Annotated in this window: 19 protein-coding genes and 1 pseudogene; 11 read left to right on the forward strand and 9 right to left on the reverse strand. The window is 74.0% G+C overall.

What is annotated here, in order from left to right; all coding sequences use genetic code 11:
• A partial coding sequence (locus tag E1265_RS18595) for an MBL fold metallo-hydrolase (RefSeq protein ID WP_132931429.1) occupies window positions 1–741 on the forward strand: 741 nt, incomplete at its 5' end.
• 249 nt (window positions 742–990) lie between these two features.
• On the opposite strand, the gene E1265_RS18600 is transcribed toward E1265_RS18595, so the two are convergent.
• Complete coding sequence (locus tag E1265_RS18600; protein WP_132931430.1) at window positions 991–1,614, reverse strand: TetR/AcrR family transcriptional regulator; 624 nt, start codon at window positions 1,612–1,614, stop codon at window positions 991–993.
• Between the two features lie 338 nt (window positions 1,615–1,952).
• On the opposite strand from E1265_RS18600, the gene E1265_RS18605 reads away from it, so the two are divergent.
• Together E1265_RS18605 and E1265_RS18610 are read left to right on the forward strand one after the other, a co-directional pair.
• A complete protein-coding gene (locus E1265_RS18605; RefSeq protein WP_347877213.1) occupies window positions 1,953–2,945 on the forward strand; it encodes a HAMP domain-containing sensor histidine kinase in 993 nt (330 codons plus the stop codon).
• Between the two features lie 505 nt (window positions 2,946–3,450).
• Window positions 3,451–4,125 (forward strand): HNH endonuclease family protein, encoded by a 675-nt coding sequence (locus E1265_RS18610; protein ID WP_132931431.1) that lies wholly within the window; start codon window positions 3,451–3,453, stop codon window positions 4,123–4,125.
• A 17-nt stretch (window positions 4,126–4,142) separates the two neighbouring features.
• Here E1265_RS18610 and E1265_RS18615 read toward each other — a convergent pair whose 3' ends face one another.
• Together E1265_RS18615 and E1265_RS18620 are read right to left on the reverse strand one after the other, a co-directional pair.
• The gene (locus tag E1265_RS18615) at window positions 4,143–4,736 is read right to left on the reverse strand and encodes a hypothetical protein (protein ID WP_132931432.1); all 594 of its coding nucleotides are present in this window, start codon (window positions 4,734–4,736) and stop codon (window positions 4,143–4,145) included.
• Window positions 4,737–4,859: 123 nt separating this feature from the next.
• Window positions 4,860–5,480 (reverse strand): TIGR03086 family metal-binding protein, encoded by a 621-nt coding sequence (locus E1265_RS18620; protein ID WP_243740915.1) that lies wholly within the window; start codon window positions 5,478–5,480, stop codon window positions 4,860–4,862.
• A 123-nt stretch (window positions 5,481–5,603) separates the two neighbouring features.
• On the opposite strand from E1265_RS18620, the gene E1265_RS40730 reads away from it, so the two are divergent.
• From E1265_RS40730 to E1265_RS18630, 3 genes are all read left to right on the forward strand, one after another.
• Window positions 5,604–6,182 (forward strand): sigma-70 family RNA polymerase sigma factor, encoded by a 579-nt coding sequence (locus tag E1265_RS40730; RefSeq protein ID WP_347877214.1) that lies wholly within the window; start codon window positions 5,604–5,606, stop codon window positions 6,180–6,182.
• Window positions 6,077–6,604: a nuclear transport factor 2 family protein gene (locus tag E1265_RS39265; RefSeq protein WP_243740916.1), complete on the forward strand. Its 528-nt coding sequence runs from the start codon at window positions 6,077–6,079 to the stop codon at window positions 6,602–6,604. Before E1265_RS40730 ends, E1265_RS39265 begins: the two co-directional genes overlap by 106 nt.
• A gap of 404 nt (window positions 6,605–7,008) precedes the next feature.
• Window positions 7,009–8,055, forward strand: coding sequence for an NAD-dependent epimerase/dehydratase family protein (locus tag E1265_RS18630; RefSeq protein WP_132931434.1), 1,047 nt, complete (start codon window positions 7,009–7,011; stop codon window positions 8,053–8,055).
• A gap of 28 nt (window positions 8,056–8,083) precedes the next feature.
• Here the strand turns inward: E1265_RS18630 and E1265_RS39270 are convergent, their stop codons facing one another.
• A complete protein-coding gene (locus E1265_RS39270; RefSeq protein WP_243740917.1) occupies window positions 8,084–8,299 on the reverse strand; it encodes a hypothetical protein in 216 nt (71 codons plus the stop codon).
• 493 nt (window positions 8,300–8,792) lie between these two features.
• Here E1265_RS39270 and E1265_RS39275 point away from each other — a divergent pair.
• Window positions 8,793–8,954: pseudogene (locus tag E1265_RS39275) on the forward strand (GntR family transcriptional regulator); the annotation flags it as partial.
• Window positions 8,955–9,065: 111 nt separating this feature from the next.
• A complete protein-coding gene (locus E1265_RS18640) occupies window positions 9,066–10,202 on the forward strand; it encodes a PLP-dependent aminotransferase family protein (protein ID WP_243740922.1) in 1,137 nt (378 codons plus the stop codon).
• Here E1265_RS18640 and E1265_RS18645 read toward each other — a convergent pair.
• Window positions 10,183–11,292: a HAMP domain-containing sensor histidine kinase gene (locus E1265_RS18645; protein WP_132931439.1), complete on the reverse strand. Its 1,110-nt coding sequence runs from the start codon at window positions 11,290–11,292 to the stop codon at window positions 10,183–10,185. The genes E1265_RS18640 and E1265_RS18645 overlap by 20 nt on opposite strands.
• A gap of 35 nt (window positions 11,293–11,327) precedes the next feature.
• Window positions 11,328–12,056 (reverse strand): response regulator transcription factor, encoded by a 729-nt coding sequence (locus tag E1265_RS18650; protein WP_132931435.1) that lies wholly within the window; start codon window positions 12,054–12,056, stop codon window positions 11,328–11,330.
• A gap of 114 nt (window positions 12,057–12,170) precedes the next feature.
• Between E1265_RS18650 and E1265_RS18655 the strand changes: the two genes are divergently transcribed.
• The 3 genes from E1265_RS18655 to E1265_RS18665 are packed head-to-tail and all read left to right on the forward strand — an operon-like array spanning window position 12,171 to window position 14,142.
• The gene (locus E1265_RS18655; RefSeq protein WP_132931436.1) at window positions 12,171–12,845 is read left to right on the forward strand and encodes a glycosyltransferase family 2 protein; all 675 of its coding nucleotides are present in this window, start codon (window positions 12,171–12,173) and stop codon (window positions 12,843–12,845) included.
• A complete protein-coding gene (locus E1265_RS18660) occupies window positions 12,842–13,489 on the forward strand; it encodes a DUF2064 domain-containing protein (RefSeq protein ID WP_243740918.1) in 648 nt (215 codons plus the stop codon). Before E1265_RS18655 ends, E1265_RS18660 begins: the two co-directional genes overlap by 4 nt.
• Window positions 13,486–14,142 (forward strand): methyltransferase domain-containing protein, encoded by a 657-nt coding sequence (locus tag E1265_RS18665; RefSeq protein ID WP_243740919.1) that lies wholly within the window; start codon window positions 13,486–13,488, stop codon window positions 14,140–14,142. Before E1265_RS18660 ends, E1265_RS18665 begins: the two co-directional genes overlap by 4 nt.
• Here E1265_RS18665 and E1265_RS18670 read toward each other — a convergent pair.
• The 3 genes from E1265_RS18670 to E1265_RS18680 are packed head-to-tail and all read right to left on the reverse strand — an operon-like array spanning window position 14,129 to window position 16,967.
• Window positions 14,129–14,575, reverse strand: a complete 447-nt coding sequence (locus E1265_RS18670) for a hypothetical protein (protein WP_243740920.1) — start codon at window positions 14,573–14,575, stop codon at window positions 14,129–14,131. The genes E1265_RS18665 and E1265_RS18670 overlap by 14 nt on opposite strands.
• Window positions 14,572–15,675 (reverse strand): molybdopterin-dependent oxidoreductase, encoded by a 1,104-nt coding sequence (locus E1265_RS18675; protein ID WP_132931442.1) that lies wholly within the window; start codon window positions 15,673–15,675, stop codon window positions 14,572–14,574. The genes E1265_RS18670 and E1265_RS18675 overlap by 4 nt, the downstream gene beginning before the upstream one ends.
• A 14-nt stretch (window positions 15,676–15,689) precedes the next feature.
• Entirely contained in the window at window positions 15,690–16,967 is a 1,278-nt protein-coding gene (locus E1265_RS18680) for a hypothetical protein (protein WP_243740921.1), read from the reverse strand.
• Window position 16,968: the final 1 nt, after the last annotated feature.

Raw genomic sequence — 16,968 nt, forward strand, 5'->3', positions numbered from 1 at the left:
CCCGCCCCGGAACCGGTGAAGCTCTTCGACAACGTCGCGATGGTGAGCGTGGGTTGGGTCTCCGCCCTGGCCGTGCTGACCGACGACGGGATCGTGCTGATCGACGCGCTCACCTCCGAGCAGGAGGCTGCCAGCGTCCTGGCCCCGGGGCTGCGCGCCCTGGGAGCCGATCCGGAGACGATCAGGTACGTCGTGGTCACCCATGGCCACGACGACCACTACGGCGGCGCGAAGTACCTCGCCGACCGCTTCGGAGCGCGTGTGTTGATGACACCGGCCGACTGGGAGCTCGTCGCCCACGCCGACCCGGCGCACGCCCCCGCCCGGGACCTGGAGATCAGGGACGGGCAGCGGCTCACGCTCGGCGAGACGACGATCCGACTGCACCACACCCCGGGCCACACCCCGGGCACCGTCTCCCCCATCATCCCGGTACGGACCGGCCGCGAACGCCACACGGCCATGCTGTGGGGCGGCCTGAACCCACCCGTCACCCCCACCGAACTGCGCGCCTACCTTGCCTCCATCCACTCCTTCCGCGCCCGGATGCGGCAGGCCGACGTGGACGTGGAACTGTCCAACCACCCCAACGACCACTCCCTGCCGCGCATCGAACAGTTGCGGAACGACCCCGGCGGGCCCAACCCCTTCGTCCTCGGACAATCGCGGACCCAACGGTTCATGAAGGTCATGGAGCTCATGCTCCGAGGCAGGCTCGCCGACGCCGAGGCGACGACATGACGGTGTCCCGTTGTTCTGTCATCGACCCGCCGTGAACCGTGGCCCGCATGTCCGATGACGCGGAGTGGCGGCCGTGTCAGAGGTCAGCGGTGTCCAGGTGGTCGGTGCGGGAGCTCACCGACCGCGTCCGCGCGCAACTCGGCTTGCCGGCCGACCCGAGTGGGAGAAGCGGTGACCGTCCGGGACCGCGAGGGCCTCCACGGCGGCCCCCGGACGACCCGGCGGACGCGTCGCCCCGCGACATACCCCTCACTCCTGGCGCGTGCTCGCCGAACTGTCCGCGGCCGGGCGAAGGCCGTCCAGGACGATGCGCAGGTTTCGGCGCCACTGGTCGGCTCTCGCCTCGAGCCCGACGGTGTGGTCGGGGGGTATCGCGGTGGCGAGAACGAACGGGACATCGCTCCAGTCGAGGTCACCGCGGATCATGTGAGCGTCCTGGGCTCGCTGGACGAGCTGACGCACCGACCGCTGGAGACGCCTGATCCGCGGGCCCAGATCGAAACGGTCCCCGGTACCGGACAGCGCGTCGTGGAGACCGCAACTCGATGCCCTCAACCGTACGAAAACCTCGGCGAACTCGACGAACCCCCGCCACGGGTCGGGCTCGTCGAGCGCACTCCGGGCACGATCGGTCATCTCGTCGATGGTGTCCATGAGGATCGCCGCGATCAGTGCGTCCAGTGACGGAACCCGCCGATAGAGCGTTCCCAGGCCCACTCCGGCGCGTTGTGCGACGTCGCGAGTCGTGATGGCGAGCCCCTGCTCATCGAGTGCCTGCCGCGCCGCGGCGATCAGACGCTCGGCGTTGCGTCGCGCGTCCGCCCGCGGCCGGGTTTCGCCCTGCGCGAGGAGCGCGTCCACTGCGGAGTCCATCCCCGAAGTCTAGCCAACCGGGTCGCCGCGCTCCGCTTCTGCTATCACCACGTACGTCGCGGAGGACGGCAGCGTCGAGAACAGCATTGACTCCCTCACCGGCCCGCACGGCACCGGGGAGGAGCAGGTCCCGGATCCTCCGGACCTGGACATGGCCTCGGTCGTCGCCCGAGACGGGCGCCCGTTCACCGTCGACGGCGCGGAGGGTGAGGCACGTTGGCGGGTGGTGGCCGTGCCCAGGGCCCCCGTGGCTCTGCTCCGAGGGGACGCGGCGGCGTCGGACACCTCCGGCAGTGTGGTGGTGTCGATGTCGATGGCCCAGGCTCGCGCTGCTGGCCGTGGCCGGCTGGTTCGCGGTCAGGTCGGGGCTGCGGCCGCTTTCCCGAGTCGAACGGACCGCCGCCGAGATCGCGGTCGGCGACCTCTCCCGGCGGGTCCCGGAACTGGGTGGCCCCAACACGGAGCTCGGCCGCCTGATGGCCGCGCTGAACACCATGCTGGGGCAGTTGGAGGCCGCCTTCGCCGCGCGCGCCGCGTCCGAGGCACGGATGAGCAGGTTCGTCGCCGACGCCAGCCACGAGCTGCGCACCCCGCTCGCCGGTATCAAGGGCCTGACCGACCTCTACCGCATGGGCGCGCTCGCCGAACGTGAGGACGTCGGCGCCACGATGTCCCGGATCGCCCGCGAGTCCGAGCGTCTCACCCGCCTCGTCGAGGACATGCTCCTGTTGGCTCGCCTCGACGAGCGCGCGCTCCGGGAAACGGGGACGCCCGCCGACGTTCGGGCGCCCGACCTGCCGCCCGAACTCGACCTCGCCCCCACCGACCTCCGCACGCTGGCCGCTGACGCTCTGCACGACGCGCACGCCCTCGACCCCACTCGCACCGTCACCCTCAGCGGACCGGGCGGTGCGGGGCCACCCGCCTGGGCACCGGCACTCGCCGACGAGGCCCGCCTGCGTCAGGTCGTCACCAACCTGGTCGGGAACGCCGTCACCCACACGCTCCCCGGCACGCCCGTCCGCATCGGCGTCGGCACGGTGGGCGGCCACGCCGTCCTGGAGGTCGCCGACGAGGGCCCCGGCCTCACGGCGGACCAGTGCGACCGCATCTTCGACCGCTTCTACCGCGCCGACAGCTCCCGCACCCGCGCGACGGGCGGCGCGGGCCTGGGCCTCGCCATCGCGCACTCCCTGGTCACCGCCCACGCCGGGCAGGTCACGGTCGACTCGGCCCCGGGCCGGGGCGCCACCTTCCGGGTCCTCCTGCCCCGGGTCGCTGAGGGGGACATGGGGGTGAACCCGCCGGTGCCGGCCCAGTTTCAGGGATGACCGTCGCCCCCGGTCCGGCGGACTCGGGCGAGAAGCACCTGCTCATGGCCCACATGAGCGTGATCCGCGCAACCGTGGCGGACCTCGGCCCGGCCGGCGCGCACGCCGCGCACAGTGCCGTGGTCGAACTGGCCAAGACAGTGGCCCTACGCCGGTTCGACGACACGGAACCCCTGCTGGCTCCCCCACTCGCCCGGGCCGCGAAGGACCTCGCCGATCGGCACCTCGCCGATCCGGGGCTCTCTCCCTCCTCATCGCCCTGCGAGGAGCGGGCGTCCGCCCCAGAGCGCGACGCCGGCGGGGAGAAGACCGCCAATCACCCGATTGGCCCACCCCTCATCCTGATGCCCACCGGCAGAGGTGCTGGTTCCGTTTGCCGGCGCCCCGGGAGTCCCACACGCTCGGGAGACGAGTGCACCCGTCCCTACTGAAGGCTCCGGGCGCGTTCGAGTGATCTCAGGGGCAGGTTGTCACCGCGCGCCGAGCGGAATGGTGAGGCCCCGCCATGAGACTGCTTCGCGCCACGATCGTCGCGCTGACCGCGCTTCCCACGCTGCTGGCGTGGCCGGCCTCGCCGGCCGCGGCCGCTCCGGGTGAGCGCGTCACCGCGCCCCTGTCCGAGTTGATAGCCGCCCTCCCCGTCCGTGACGAGGGGAGCCGCGCCGGCTACAGCCGGGAGCGGTTCAGGCACTGGGTCGACACGGACCGGGACGGCTGCGACACCCGCGAGGAGGTTCTGCTGGCCGAGGCGGCTGTGAAGCCGAGGGTCACCGGGCGGTGCGTCATCACCCCCGGCACGGGCACCTGGCGCTCCTGGTACGACAGGATCACCCTCGCCACCAGCACGGACGTCGACATCGACCACATGGTCCCGCTGGCCGAGGCCTGGGAGTCCGGTGCCTCGGTATGGTCCCCCGCCGCGCGCCGGGCGTACGCCAACGACCTCGCGGACCCCCGTGCCCTGGTGGCCGTCCACGACAGCGCCAACCAGTCCAAGGGCGACCAGGACCCGGCCGAGTGGATGCCCCCGGCCGCCTCCGCGACCTGCCGCTACATCACCGCCTGGGTCGTCATCAAGACCCGCTACGGCCTCACGGCCGACCCGGTCGAACACGCGGCGATCGAGGACGTCGCCGCCGGCTGCGACGACCGCGAGGTCACCGTCGTCCAGGCCCGGTAACCCGACGCGACCACCGTTCAGAACTTGCCCTGGTGGATCACGGTGCGATGCCCGAGACGCCGTCCGAACTCCTCGTGGAACTCGTCGGTCAGTGGCGGCCAGCCCCAGAACTCGAAGGCGAGGGCGCCCACCGCGAAGCCGGAGTCCCACCGCCACTCGGTCACCGGAACCGAGGCGCCGCAGGCGGAACAGGACACGCTCCCCTCGCCCGTCTCCCGCCAGGCGGCGATGGCCTCCCGGTACGGCCGCCACACCTCCTGGTCGGCCTCGAACCGCAGCGGATAGTCGATGATCACGGTCCTGGCGCCGCACCGCGGGCACTCGGCGTACTCCGCCTCGTCCATGCCCTGACCTCCGACGTGGTGCGAGCGCCCGACGACGACGGCCACCGGACCCGGCCGGTGATCGGAGCCCCAGGGCTCCGCCGCGCGCGCCCAGCCCCGGCCCGGTATGTGGCCCACGTCCACGTTCGCGCTGTACACCCCTTCGCCGGACGTCTCACGGGTGACCAGGTCCTCGGCGACCATCAAGTCGATCATCCGCTCCGCGAGCGACCCGGCCTCCTCCCCGGTCACCTCGACATCCACGATCCGCTCGTAGAAGTCAGCCATCGCCCTGTCGCTCCTCTCGGTCGATGCCGCGTCCCACGATTCTCGTGGGCCTGAATTCCGGCGGCGGTGCGGGGTTCCCGTCAGCCCGGGGCGCGGTCCGGAACCGGGGACAGAACGGCGAGGCTATCCCTCCACGCGTGCGCGGCGCCGTTGGTCGACCTGGCGGCCAAGCAGGGCGGCAAGGCGCTCGAGGGGTGCGGCCTGGTCGGGGACTGGCTGTGGTGGCGCGAACGGGCCGCGCTCCGTGGGAACGTCAGCGAGCTTGGCGCGGGTGAACTCCAGTTGGCGCTCGACGATGTCGTCGGGGAACGGGGGTCGCTGGCCGGTCGCCTGGGCGAGATCCCAGCCGTGCACGAGGTCCTCCACGGCGCGCAGGTGGATCGCCGCGATGCCGGGGACGAGCCCCGCGGGTACCTCGAAGACCCGGTCCAGTACGCCCGGTTGTCCGAAGGCGGCGAGCAGGTCATCGGCGGCGCCCCGGTAGGCGGCCACGGGGTCGTCGCCGAGCGCGTCGCCGGCCCTGGGGTCCAGGTCGCCGGGCGCGACGGCCGCCACGCAACGAACGACGCCGGCGAACAGACGGCTGCCGAGGACCATGTGGTTGACCAGGTCGCGGACGTCCCACCGCGGGCAGGGGGTCGGGGCGTGCCACTGGTCTGGCCGGACGGCGGCGACCAGGTCGCCGACGGAGCCGAGGACCGCGCTGAGGTCGTCGACGGGCGTTGTGTTGATTCGGTCGGTCACGGTGTTTCCTCTTCGGAGTGTCGCTGTCTGCGCTTCCGCTTGTTGGGACACCGCTCACCCCCGAAAGGGAACGGTCCTGGCCCCACAACCTTCCGCGGCAGGGTGCCGTGGGAGGATGCCGCGGTGCGTCATGACACGCTGGACCGCGCGCGGGCCGGGGACGAGCACGCGTTTCGCGAGCTCACCGACCCCTACCGGCGCGAAATACACCTGCACTGCTACCGGATCCTGGGGTCGCTCGCCGATGCCGACGACATGCTGCAGGAGACCCTGATCGCGGCGTGGCGAGGCCTGGGGGGCTACGCCGGCCGCGCGTCACTCCGGTCCTGGCTCTACCGCATCGCCACCAACCGCTGCCTCAACGCACTGCGCGACGCCGGGCGGCGACGACCGCCAGAACCGGCGCCGCCGTTCGACCCGCCGGAGCCCACTCGCCGCGGCGAGGCGACCTGGCTGCAACCCTATCCCGATCTGCTGCTGGAGGAGATCGCCGACGGTACGCCGGGGCCCGAGGCTCGCTACCACGCCAAGCAGGCGGCCGAGTTGCGTTCGTCGCGGCACTGCAGCACCTACCGCCACGCCAGACAGCCGCCCTCGTGCTGCGGGACGTGCTCGGCTACTCCACCGGCGAGGTCGCGGCCATGCTGGAGACCAGCACCACCGCGATCAAGGGCGCTGTGCAGCGCGCGCGTGCGGGGTTGAACCGACGCGCCATCGACCCCGAGCGCACCGCGCTCCCGGACTCGCCGCACGAGCGGGAACTCGCCCGGCGTTTCGCCGCCGCGTTCACCGCCGGCGACGTCGACGGCGTCATCGCCCTCCTGACCGACGACGCGTGGCTCGCCATGCCGCCGGCGCCGCACGAGTACCAGGGACGGGCGGCGATCGGAGCCTTCCTCACCACCTTCACCACCTGGTGCGGGCACCGCCGGCTCCGGCTGGTCCCCACCAGGGCCAACGCCCAGCCGGCGTTCGGTTGCTACCTCACCGGATCCGACGAGCCGTCGGCGCACCCGGCCGGGCTGATCGTTCTCTCCCCGTCAGGCGACCGGATCCGCGCCGTCACGTGGTTCCTCGACGAGACCCTGCCACGTCGCTTCGGCCTGCCGGCGTCGATCGACTGATCCGCCTGCGGGCCCCCTCCCGCCGGCCGTCGAAAGCCGGTGGTGAGATCCGCGACGGCGTGGACGCCGCGAGCGCGACGCTGGAACCGCGGCGCCGCACGGCAGTCGGCGAGCGCCGGCCCGAACCGGTGACGGCCGTCGGGCGAGATACCGGTGACACCCTCGCCGAGCCGGCGGCTCTGCCGGTTCTCGTAGGGACCTGACCGCACTGCTCGGCGTCCTCCGCGCCCGCGACCCGGACGACGGCGACGCCGGACCCGCACCCAACGGCGAGGCGGCCGCGCTGGGCCACGAGTGAGGTGCGGCGTGATCGGCCGTCGGTTCCGGGGGCGGAGTCTTACGAAACGCTGACGGCGTGTTCGCCGGCCCTCACGCGCCGGGGTTCGCCGGTTACCGTCGGCCGTATGCGTGTACTCGTCACCGGAGGGGCCGGCTTCATCGGCTCGCACGTCGTCGAAGCGGTCGTCGCCGCCGGCCACGAGGCCGTCGTCGTGGACCTGCGCCCGCCGCCGGAGCTCGGCGCGGTCGAGTGGATTCGGGCGGACGTCCGCGATGGCGAGGCGATGAGCCGCGCGCTGCGTGGCGTCACCGCGGTCAGCCATCAGGCGGCGATGGTGGGTCTGGGCAAGGGGTTCTCGGACGCTCCCGGATATGTGGCGGTCAACGACCTGGGCACCGCGGTGCTGTTGACCGCGATGGCCGGGGTGAGCGTGACGGATCTGGTGCTCGCCGGTTCGATGGTGGTGTACGGGGAGGGTGCCTACGCGTGTCCCCGCCACGGCGGCGTCCGCCCGGGGCCGCGCCTGCCGGCCGACCTGGCCGCGGGACGCTTCGAGCCGCGTTGCCCGCGGTGCGGTGCCGGCCTGGAGCCCCGGCTGGTGCGGGAGGACGCGCCGGTGGACCCGCGGAACGTCTACGCCACCACGAAGCTCGCGCAGGAGCACCTGGCGGCCGCCTGGGCCCGGGCGACCGGTGGCCGCGCCGTCAGCCTGCGCTACCACAACGTGTACGGGGACCGCATGCCACGCGACACCCCGTACGCCGGGGTGGCCGCGTTCTTCCGTTCCGCGTTGGAGGCGGGTAGCCCGCCGCGGGTCTTCGAGGACGGCGCGCAGCGGCGGGACTTCGTCCATGTCACGGACGTGGCCGCCGCGAACGTCGCCGCGCTGGCCGCGCTGGCTGACCGGCCGGCGGGGACGCTGCGGGCCTACAACACCGGCAGCGGCGAGCCGCGGACCGTGGGGGAGGCGGCGCGGGCGCTGGCCGCCGCGCGCGGTGGGCCGGAGCCGCTGGTGACCGGGGAGTACCGGCTGGGTGACGTCCGGCACGTCACGGCCTCGTCCCGGCGGCTGCGGGAGGAGCTGGGCTGGCGTCCCCGGGTCGGGTTCGCGGAGGGCATGGCGCGCTTCGCCACCGCTCCGCTTGCGGACGCGCCGCCCGTGTCGGCGTGAGGCGGAACCCTGGTCCACGGGCTGGCGATCACCGGCCGCACCGTTCGCCTGCCGTGGCGGCGGGGAGGCGAACCGTCAGAAGCGGTAGCAAGTATCCGACGAGGGGCCCCGTGCACAGCGCGATGAGCACCGTCCCGACCCCGAAGAGCCCACCGAGAGCCCAGCCGATGCCGACGACGGCGACGTCGATGCCGGTGCGCACCACCGCGACGGGCAGGCGGGTGAGCCGAACAAGTCCGGTCATGATGCCGTCACGTGGACCCGCCCCGAACTGTGCGCCGAGGTAGAGCGCGTCGAAGAAGGCCAGCGCGACGAGGCCGACGCCCAGGTAACCGCTCTCGGCCAGTGTCCCCCGAGGGGCGGGGGAGCACGGCCGCGGTGGCGTCTGCGGCGAAGCCGACGATCGCGACGTTGAGGAGCGTGCCGAGCCCCGGCGGTTCGCGCAGAGGTACCCAGGCGAGTAGCACCAGGAGCGAGAACAGGTTGGTGGCCCATCCGAACGAGATGCCGAGAGTCTTCGCCGCGCCGTCGGTGAGCACGCTCCCACTGGCTGTGCCGAGACCGGACTGGACGAGCACCATGATGGCGGCGCCGTACCCCACCAGGCCGATCAGGAGCGGGGGAACACGACGCCCCGTTCGGCCCGCGCGCACTTGGGCCAGGGCGTTCACGCGGATCTCGCGGGGCGGTCCTGTCGGGCCGAGACGGACGGTTACGCAGGAGAAGCGGGAGGAGCCATGGCGCAAGCCTCCAGGGAGGGGCCAGGGCCGGCGCACCAGCGTCTCTCCGACAGGCTGCGGCTGCTGGTCCTGGACGGACGTCTCTCCCTCGGGGCGGCGCTGCCGAGCGAACGCGACCTCGCCGCCGCGCTCGGCACCAGCAGAACCACCGTCGGTGCCGCGTACCGCACTCTTGTCGAGCACGGCTACCTCGCCACCAGGGCGCGCGCCAGGGCGACGGTGCGCCTCCCCCGGGACACCCAGCTCGAGCCCTCGGTCAACAGAGACTCGGTGACCATCGACCTGTCGTTCGCCGCGCCACCGGCACCCGTCGAGATCCTCCACGCCGCCTTCGCGGCCGCGCTCGAACAGCTACCACGCCACTTCGAGCGGCATGGATACGATCGCTATGGCACCGCGGAGCTGCGCGAGGCGGTCGCCGCCTGGTACGAGCGCAGAGGGCTGCCCACCGCCCCCGACCACATCATGATCACCAACGGTGCTCAGCACGCGCTCGGTCTCCTGGCGCGCACGCTCCTGGCCCCGCGAGACAAGGTCCTGATCGACCACCCCACCTATCCGCACGCGATCAGGACGTTCACCGATGCGCGCGCCCGGCTCCTGCCCGTGGCCGTCGGGGCGTCCGGCTGGGACACGGCGCAACTCCAGGCGGCCGGGCGTGACGCGCGACTGGCCTACCTGATACCCGACTTCCACAACCCGACCGGGATGTGCATGTCCGCGAGCGTTCGCCGTCGGCTCAGGCTGGCCTGTCCCACGATCATCGACGAGATCCTGACCGACCTGGCTCTGGACGGCGCGAAACCGGAACCCCTCGCAGCGCACCTGCCGATCGCCGTCAGCGTCGGCTCGGTTTCCAAGAGCGTCTGGGGCGGCCTCCGTATCGGCTGGATCCGGGCCGTGCCCTCACTCCTGGAGCGCCTCGCGCAAGCCCGCCCCGCCACGGATCTCGGCACCCCTGTCGTCGAACAGTTGGCCACGGCCGTCCTCCTGAACGAGCGCCAGACCGAACGGCCCGACACCCTCCGGCGACTGCGATCGCAACGCGACGCACTGCGGCGAATCCTCGCCGAGCGCCTGCCCGACGTCCACGCACCGCAACCGGCCGGAGGCGTGACGCTGTGGGCAGCGTTCCGCGAGCCCATCAGCTCACGGCTGGCAGCGATCGCGCCGGACCACGGGGTGACCATCGCGGCGGGGACCACGGTTCGGGATCGGCGGGGCCTTCGAACGTCACATCCGGCTGCCGTACACGCTCCCTTCGGGTCAGCTCGCCGAGGCGGTCCGCAGGCTCGCACAGGCGCGGCTGGCGCTCAGCCAGGGCGCCACAGGGACGCACGATCCCGCGCCCGTCGCGTGAGCGTCGACAACGTCATGACCCGCGGCACTAGGCGGCGGGGAGGGTGACCTCGAAGCGGCAGCCGCCGGGGACGTTGCGGACCTCGGCTCGACCGGCGTGGGCCTCGACGATGCCGCGCACGATCGCGAGTCCGAGGCCGGCCCCGCCCGGCGGGGTTCGGGCGTCGGTGCCGCGCCAGCCCGTGTCGAACACGCGGGGCAGTTCGTCGGTGGCGATGCCGCCACAGCCGTCCGTCACGGACAGCACGACCGAGCCGTGTCCGTCCCGGGTCGCGGCGACGGCGACCGTGCCGTCCGCCGGGGTGTGCCGGATGGCGTTGACGAGCAGGTTGGCCAGCACCCTGGTCATCTCCCGGCCGTCCACCTCCACGGGAACCCGCTCGACGCCCGCGTCGGTGAGCCGCACCCCGGACTCGCGCGCCAGCGGGTCCGCGCCCGCGATGGCGTCGCTGATCAGGTCGTACACCGACAGTCGGGAGGGGGCGAGGGCCAGGGCACCGGCCTGGATGCGGGACAGTTCGAACAGGTCGCCGACCATGTCGCTCAGTCGCTCCACCTCGCTCCGGATCTGCCGTTGGTAGCGCGCCGGGTCCTCGGCCACGCCGTCCTCCAGCGCCTCCGCCATGGCCCGCAGTCCGGCGAGGGGCGTTCGCAGGTCGTGCGAGATCCACGCGACGAGTTCCCTTCGGGACGCCTCGAGTGCTCGCTCGCGCTGCCTGGATTCCGTCAGCCGCGCGTCGGTCTGCGCAAGGCAGCGGGCCAGGGACGTCAGTTCGGCGGGCATCGGCACGGTCGGCGGGGTGAAGCCGCCGCCGCCGCCGAGCCCCCGCGCGGCGCGTTCCAAGGCCCGGTGCGCGCCGGTCACCCAACGGCCGAGCAGGAGTGCGGCGCCGGAGGCCGTCACCGCGCTGACCGCCCCGACCGTGACCACCACGGCCAGGTCGTGTCCCGACAGGAACATGGCCCAGGCGACGGACAGGGTTCCGGCCAGCAGGGAGCCGACGGTCACCGCGATCAGCACGGTGAACGCCACCGCGACCGACCGGCGTCGCACGGCCGCCAGTACCAGTGCCCCGGCCAGGCCGGCCACCGTGGCCCCGGCCGCCGCGTACGCCGCGATCAGCGGGAGGTCCCGCAGCAGGTCCAGTTGCGCGAACAACTCCGCCCCCATCGTCACGCGTCCCTCGCCTCGCCGTGGCCCGGCGTGCCGTCGAAGCGGTAGCCGACACCCCAGACCGTGGTGATGAGTCGTGGTCTGGCGGGGTCGGCCTCCACCTTGTGGCGCAGCCGCCGCACGTGGACGGTCACGGTCGACAGGTCGCCGAAGTCCCAGCCCCACACCCGCTCCATCAGCTCCTCGCGGGTGAACGCCTGGCCGGGGTGCCGCAGGAAGTGCGCCAGCAGGTCGAACTCGCGTAGGGTCAGGCGGAGTTCGCCGCCCGCCTGGCGCACGGTGCGGGCGGCGGGGTCCAGCGTTATGCCGCCGCCGCGCAGTGCCGGTTCGGCGATGTCCGACGTACCGCTCCTGGCGGTCCGCCGCAGTACGGAGGCGACGCGCAGCACGAGCTCCCTGGGGCTGAACGGCTTGGTGACGTAGTCGTCCGCGCCCACCTCGAGGCCCAGGATCCGGTCCTCCTCGTCGCCGCGTGCCGTCAGCATCACCACGGGGACGGGCCCGGAGCGGCGTAGCTCGCGGCAGATCGTCAGCCCGTCGAGGCCGGGCAGCATGAGGTCGAGCACCACCAGGTCCGGTGGGTGGGTGGCGGCCCGCGCCAGGGCGCCGCGGCCGTCGGCGGCCCGGTCCACGACGAACCCGGCCCGGCCCAGGTAGCCGGCCACCACCTCGGTCACGGTCGGATCGTCGTCCACCACCAGCACGCGCTGGCCCTCGAGTTGTCGCATGCCCTGAAGTCTCACACCACGGGGTGCCTCCGGGGAGTCGGCGGCCGGGGCCAGCGACGGACGTCAGGGTTTCGTAAGCACCGACGCCCGATATACGGCTTTCGTCTCCGTAAGGTGAAGAGGGTGACCAACTCCCCTTCCCCGCAGGGCGATGTGGTGTTGCCCTGTCTCAACGAAGCCGCCGCGCTCCCCTGGGTTCTGGCCCGCATACCCGCCGGTTGGCGCGCCCTGGTCGTCGACAACGGTTCCACCGACGGCTCCGCCGACGTGGCCCGCCGTCTCGGCGCCCGGGTCGTCCGCGAACCGCGCCGTGGTTTCGGCGCCGCGTGCCACGCCGGGCTCATGGCCGCCGAGGGCGGGCTCGTGGCGTTCTGCGACTGCGACGCCTCCCTCGATCCGGCCGAGCTGCCCCGGCTGGCCGCCGCGGTCCGCGCGGGCGAGGCCGATCTGGTGCTCGGCCGGCGCCGGCCGGTCGCCCGCGGCGCGTGGCCCGTGCACGCCAGGGTCGGCAACCGCGTCCTGGCGGGGATGATCCGCCGCAGGACCGGGTTGTCCCTGCGCGACCTCGGCCCACTGCGGGTGGCCAGACGCGAGGCGCTGCTCGGCCTGGACCTGACCGACCGGCGCAGCGGCTACCCGCTCCAGATGGTCCTGCGTGCCGCCGAGGCCGGCTGGCGCGTCACCGAGGCCGACGTGCCGTACCGGCCGCGTACCGGCGACTCCAAGGTGACCGGCACCTGGCGCGGCACGCTGCGAGCCGTCCACGACATGCGGCGGGTACTGGCGTGACCGCCGTCCCCGCCGTCACCCTGCTGGTCATCGCGAAGGAGCCGCTGCCCGGCCGGGTCAAGACCCGACTCACTCCCCCGTGCACGCCGGCCCAGGCCGCGCGGCTGGCCGAGGCCGCGCTGGCCGACACGCTGCACGCGCTCCTGCGGGTGCCCGCGCGCCGCCGCGTCCTGGTGCTCGACGGCCGGCCTGGGCGCTGGCTCCCGACGGGCTACGAGGTGGTGCCGCAGGTGCCGGGTGATCTCGACGAGCGGATCGCCGCCGCGTTCGCCCACTGTGCGGGACCCGCTTTGCTGGTCGGCATGGACACCCCGCAGATCACCCCGGACCTGCTCGCCCCGGTGACCGTGCCCGACGCCTGGCCGCCGGGGCGCGCCTGGTTCGGTCCCGCGGCGGACGGCGGGTTCTGGGCCCTGGGCCTGGCGGAGCCGTGCCCCGCGCTGGTGCGTGGCGTTCCGATGTCGACCCCGACCACCGGTGCGGCCCAGCGCCGCCGGCTGACCGAGGCCGGGCTCTCCGTGCACGACCTGCCGCGACTGCGGGACGTCGACACCCTGGCCGACGCCGACGAGGTCGCCCTGGCGGCACCCGGCAGCCGGTTCGCCGCCGTGTACCGCTCGCTGGGGCGCGGGGTCGGCCGGTGACCCGTACCGTGTCCGCCGTGCCGTGGGCCACCGGCGCCTACGACCGGGCCGTCGTCGCGGGCCGGGGACCGCTGTACCTGTGTCGGCCGGACGGCCGCCGGCTCCTGATGGACGTCGAGCGCTGGTGCGCCGCGCCGGACGCCGCCGACCGGACCGTCCTGCGGCGCTGTTCCGGCAGCGTCCTGGACATCGGCTGCGGCCCGGGACGCATGATCGCCGCCCTGGCCCGGGCCGCCCGCCCGGCCCTCGGCATCGACACGGCGCCCGCCGCCGTCGCACGCTCCCGGGCGGCGGGCGGCACGGCGCTGCTCCGGTCGGTGTTCGGAGCGGTGCCCGGCGAGGGCTGGTGGGGCAGCGCGCTGCTGCTCGACGGCAACGTGGGCATCGGCGGCGACCCGGCCGCGCTGCTGCGGCGGGTGGCCCGACTGCTCGCCCCCGGTGGGCTGCTGATCGCCGAGGCGGCCCCCGAGGACGTCGACGAACGGTTCCCCGCGCGCCTCGCCGTGGATGACGGGCCGCCGGGCCCCGCCTTCCCCTGGGCCCGCGTGGGTTCGGCCGCGTTGGGGAGCCGCGCGGAGGCCGAGGGCTGGACCAGGGCCGGCTCCTGGACGGTCGCGGGCCGGCCCTTCCTGGCCCTCGTCAACCGTTCCTGAGACGCGGTCGGCGCGCGGGCGGCCGACGGGTGGCGCGGCGCCGACGTCGCCACGCCACCACCAGGGCGAGCGACAGCGTCCCCAGCCCCGTCAGGGCGATCAGCAGCAGCACGTTCCGCCCGTAGTCGAGCGGCAGCACCGTCGGGTTCGCCGGCTCCCCCGGCCGCAGCAGCGGCGGCAGCGCCACCAGCGTCACGCAGCCGGCGACGACCAGGCCGCCGCGCACCACGCCCCGCACCGGGCGCCCGCCCAGCCGCCGCAGCAGCAGCCCCGCCGCCAACACCAGCGGCAGCAGCACCAGGTCGTGCAGCAACGCCGCCCCCGCCAGCCACGACGCCACCCCGGCCGCGGCCGGCCGGTCCACCAGCATCCGGGCGCCCACCGCCATCGACAGCAACCCGACGGCGCCGAGCGACCACCGTGTGGCCCTCACCGCGCCATCACCTCGATCCGCGTCACCCACTTGGTCTGCAGCACCCCCGGCCGGTTGGGCGCGATGATCCGCGCCGGAAACCCGTGGTCCGGGGAGAGCACGGACCCGTTCAGCCGCAGCGCCAGCAGGGTCAGTCCGTCCCGGGCGTACGTCGGCCCCATCTCCGTGGTCCGGTACGCCCCGCGGGACTGCGCCGACACCACCCGCACCCGGGCGTCGCCCGGGGCTCCCGCCCGGTCGAGCAGGTCCCGCAGCCGCACGCCGGTCCAGTCGGCGGAGACGCTCCAGCCCTCGACGCAGGCGATCGGTAGTCTCGCCGTGTGCTGCGGCAGCGCTCGCAGTTCGTCGAGCGTCAACGCGTAGCCGCGCGGCCCGAGCACCACGAGACGCCACCGCTCGACCGCCAGCCGGCCGACACCGGCCTGCGCCGCCGTCCGGTTGACCGGGACGCCCTGCGCCGAAGCGTCCGGCCGGCGCGGTGCCAGCAGCGTCAGCGGGCGCAGCGCCGGCACTGACTGCCCGGCCGTCACCAGTGTCAACACCCCGGCCGCCGCGCCGACTCCGCGCAGCAGCGAGCGCCGGTCGGCCGCGTCCGGGTCGGCCCGCCGACGCCGCCAGTGCCGGGCGATGTCCGGCGCCTTCACCGCCACGTGCAGCAGCGTCGCCCCCATCAGCACCCACGCGAGCGCCCAGTGGGTACGCCTGAACGAGAACGGCCACGGGTACCACTGCGCGATGTTCACCAGGCCGAGCGCCAGCTCCAGCAGCGCCGCGGCGACGAGCACGGCCACCGACGCCCGCTCCAGGGCGTGCCGCACCGACCGCACCGGCGGCCACTGGAAGAGCGCCGGAGAGACGCTCCACAGCTTCGCCAGCAGCAACGGCACCGCGACGATGCCCGTCGAGACGTGCAGCCCCTGCGTGAGGCGGTAGCCCCACACCGGGCGGGACGGCAATCGGGGTGCCAGCCAGTCGGGCGGAGTCTGCAGCACGTGGCTGGCCAGCCCGGTCAGGAAGCAGACGGCGATGGCCAGGCCGAGCCAACGGCCGAGCACGGTAGCCGTCCGCGCGTCGTGCAGCCGCCCACGGAACCGCGCCATCGGGCCCGTCGCGCTCACCACCGGGTCAGCCAAAGGTGGTTCACCGCCAGGGCGGTGGCCGCCTGCGCGGCCAGCCACCACCGCGACCGGTCACCACCACCCGGCAACACCACGGCCGCCGGCAACAGCCACAGCGCGAACGGCAGCCAGATCCGCTCGGTCTCGGCCTTGCTCATCCCCGACAGGTCGGCCGCCAGCATCGCCAGCACGCCGGCGCCCACCAGCACGGCGAGGCGGCCTCCGCGCCGCCCGGCGGCCACGAGGCAGGCCAGGCCCGCCGCCACCGCCGGCCCCACCGACAGCACCTGCGCCGCCGGGTTGCCCCACACGAAGTAGCCGTAGGGCCGGATGCCGGCGACCCCCGCGTAATAGCGCTCGACCAGCGTCACGTACCCGTCGAACCACCAGAACCCGGCCGCGGCGAAGCCCACCACCCACGGGACGATGCCCGCCAGCGCATAGGGGACGGGCCGCCAGGCACGGCACAGCACCAGAACCGCCGCCGCGACGGGCGCCATCAGCACGAGCCCGTACGAGAGGAAGAGCAACCAACCGAACAGCACCCCCGAGCCGACCGCCGTCGCCCGGGGCCACCGCACCGAGCCCGTCGCGGCCAGCGCCAGCAGCGCCACCGCCCACGCCGCCACCGCCGCGAAGTACCCGTCGGCGGACACCCCGAGCCACACCGCGGCCGGCGCCAGCACGACGAACGGGGCCGCCCGACGAGCGACGTCCTCCCCGACCACCGCCCGAAGGGTGACCAGCACCGCAGCCGTCGCCGAGGCCCCCGCCAGCACGCAGAACGCCGCCGCCCACGCCCCGCCGGCCAGGCCGACACGGTCCAGGAGCACGAACGTCAGCGTGGCGCCGGGCGGGTGGCCGGCCACGTGCGCGGGCCAGTTGCCGGCCGAGTCGATCGGGATCCGCTCGGTGAACGTGCGCAGGAAGACCCCCACGTCACCGATGTCGTCCAGCGCCGTCAGGTACTCCTGGCCGATCGCCAGTCGGTCGGCGAACCCGCGCCGCCAGCCGTCCACCAGGGCCAGGGAGGTCGTCCACGCGAGAGACGCCAGAGCCGCGGAAGCCAGGAGCCACCGCCACGCCAGGCGGCTCGCGAGCCCCGGCCCGTAGCAGACGACCAGCACGGCGACGCAGACCGCGGCCGGGGTGCCTGGGCCCAGGTGCGGGACCCAGTGGGCGAACAGCGGCGGCCACCCCAGGCGGAGTGTCTCCTTGCCGAAGACCGTCGTCCCGATCACGGCCGCGGTGGCGAACAGCGCCGCGGCCACCACG

The organism is Streptomyces sp. 8K308 (genome assembly GCF_004348315.1).
In the GTDB taxonomy this organism is placed as follows: domain Bacteria; phylum Actinomycetota; class Actinomycetes; order Streptomycetales; family Streptomycetaceae; genus Streptomyces.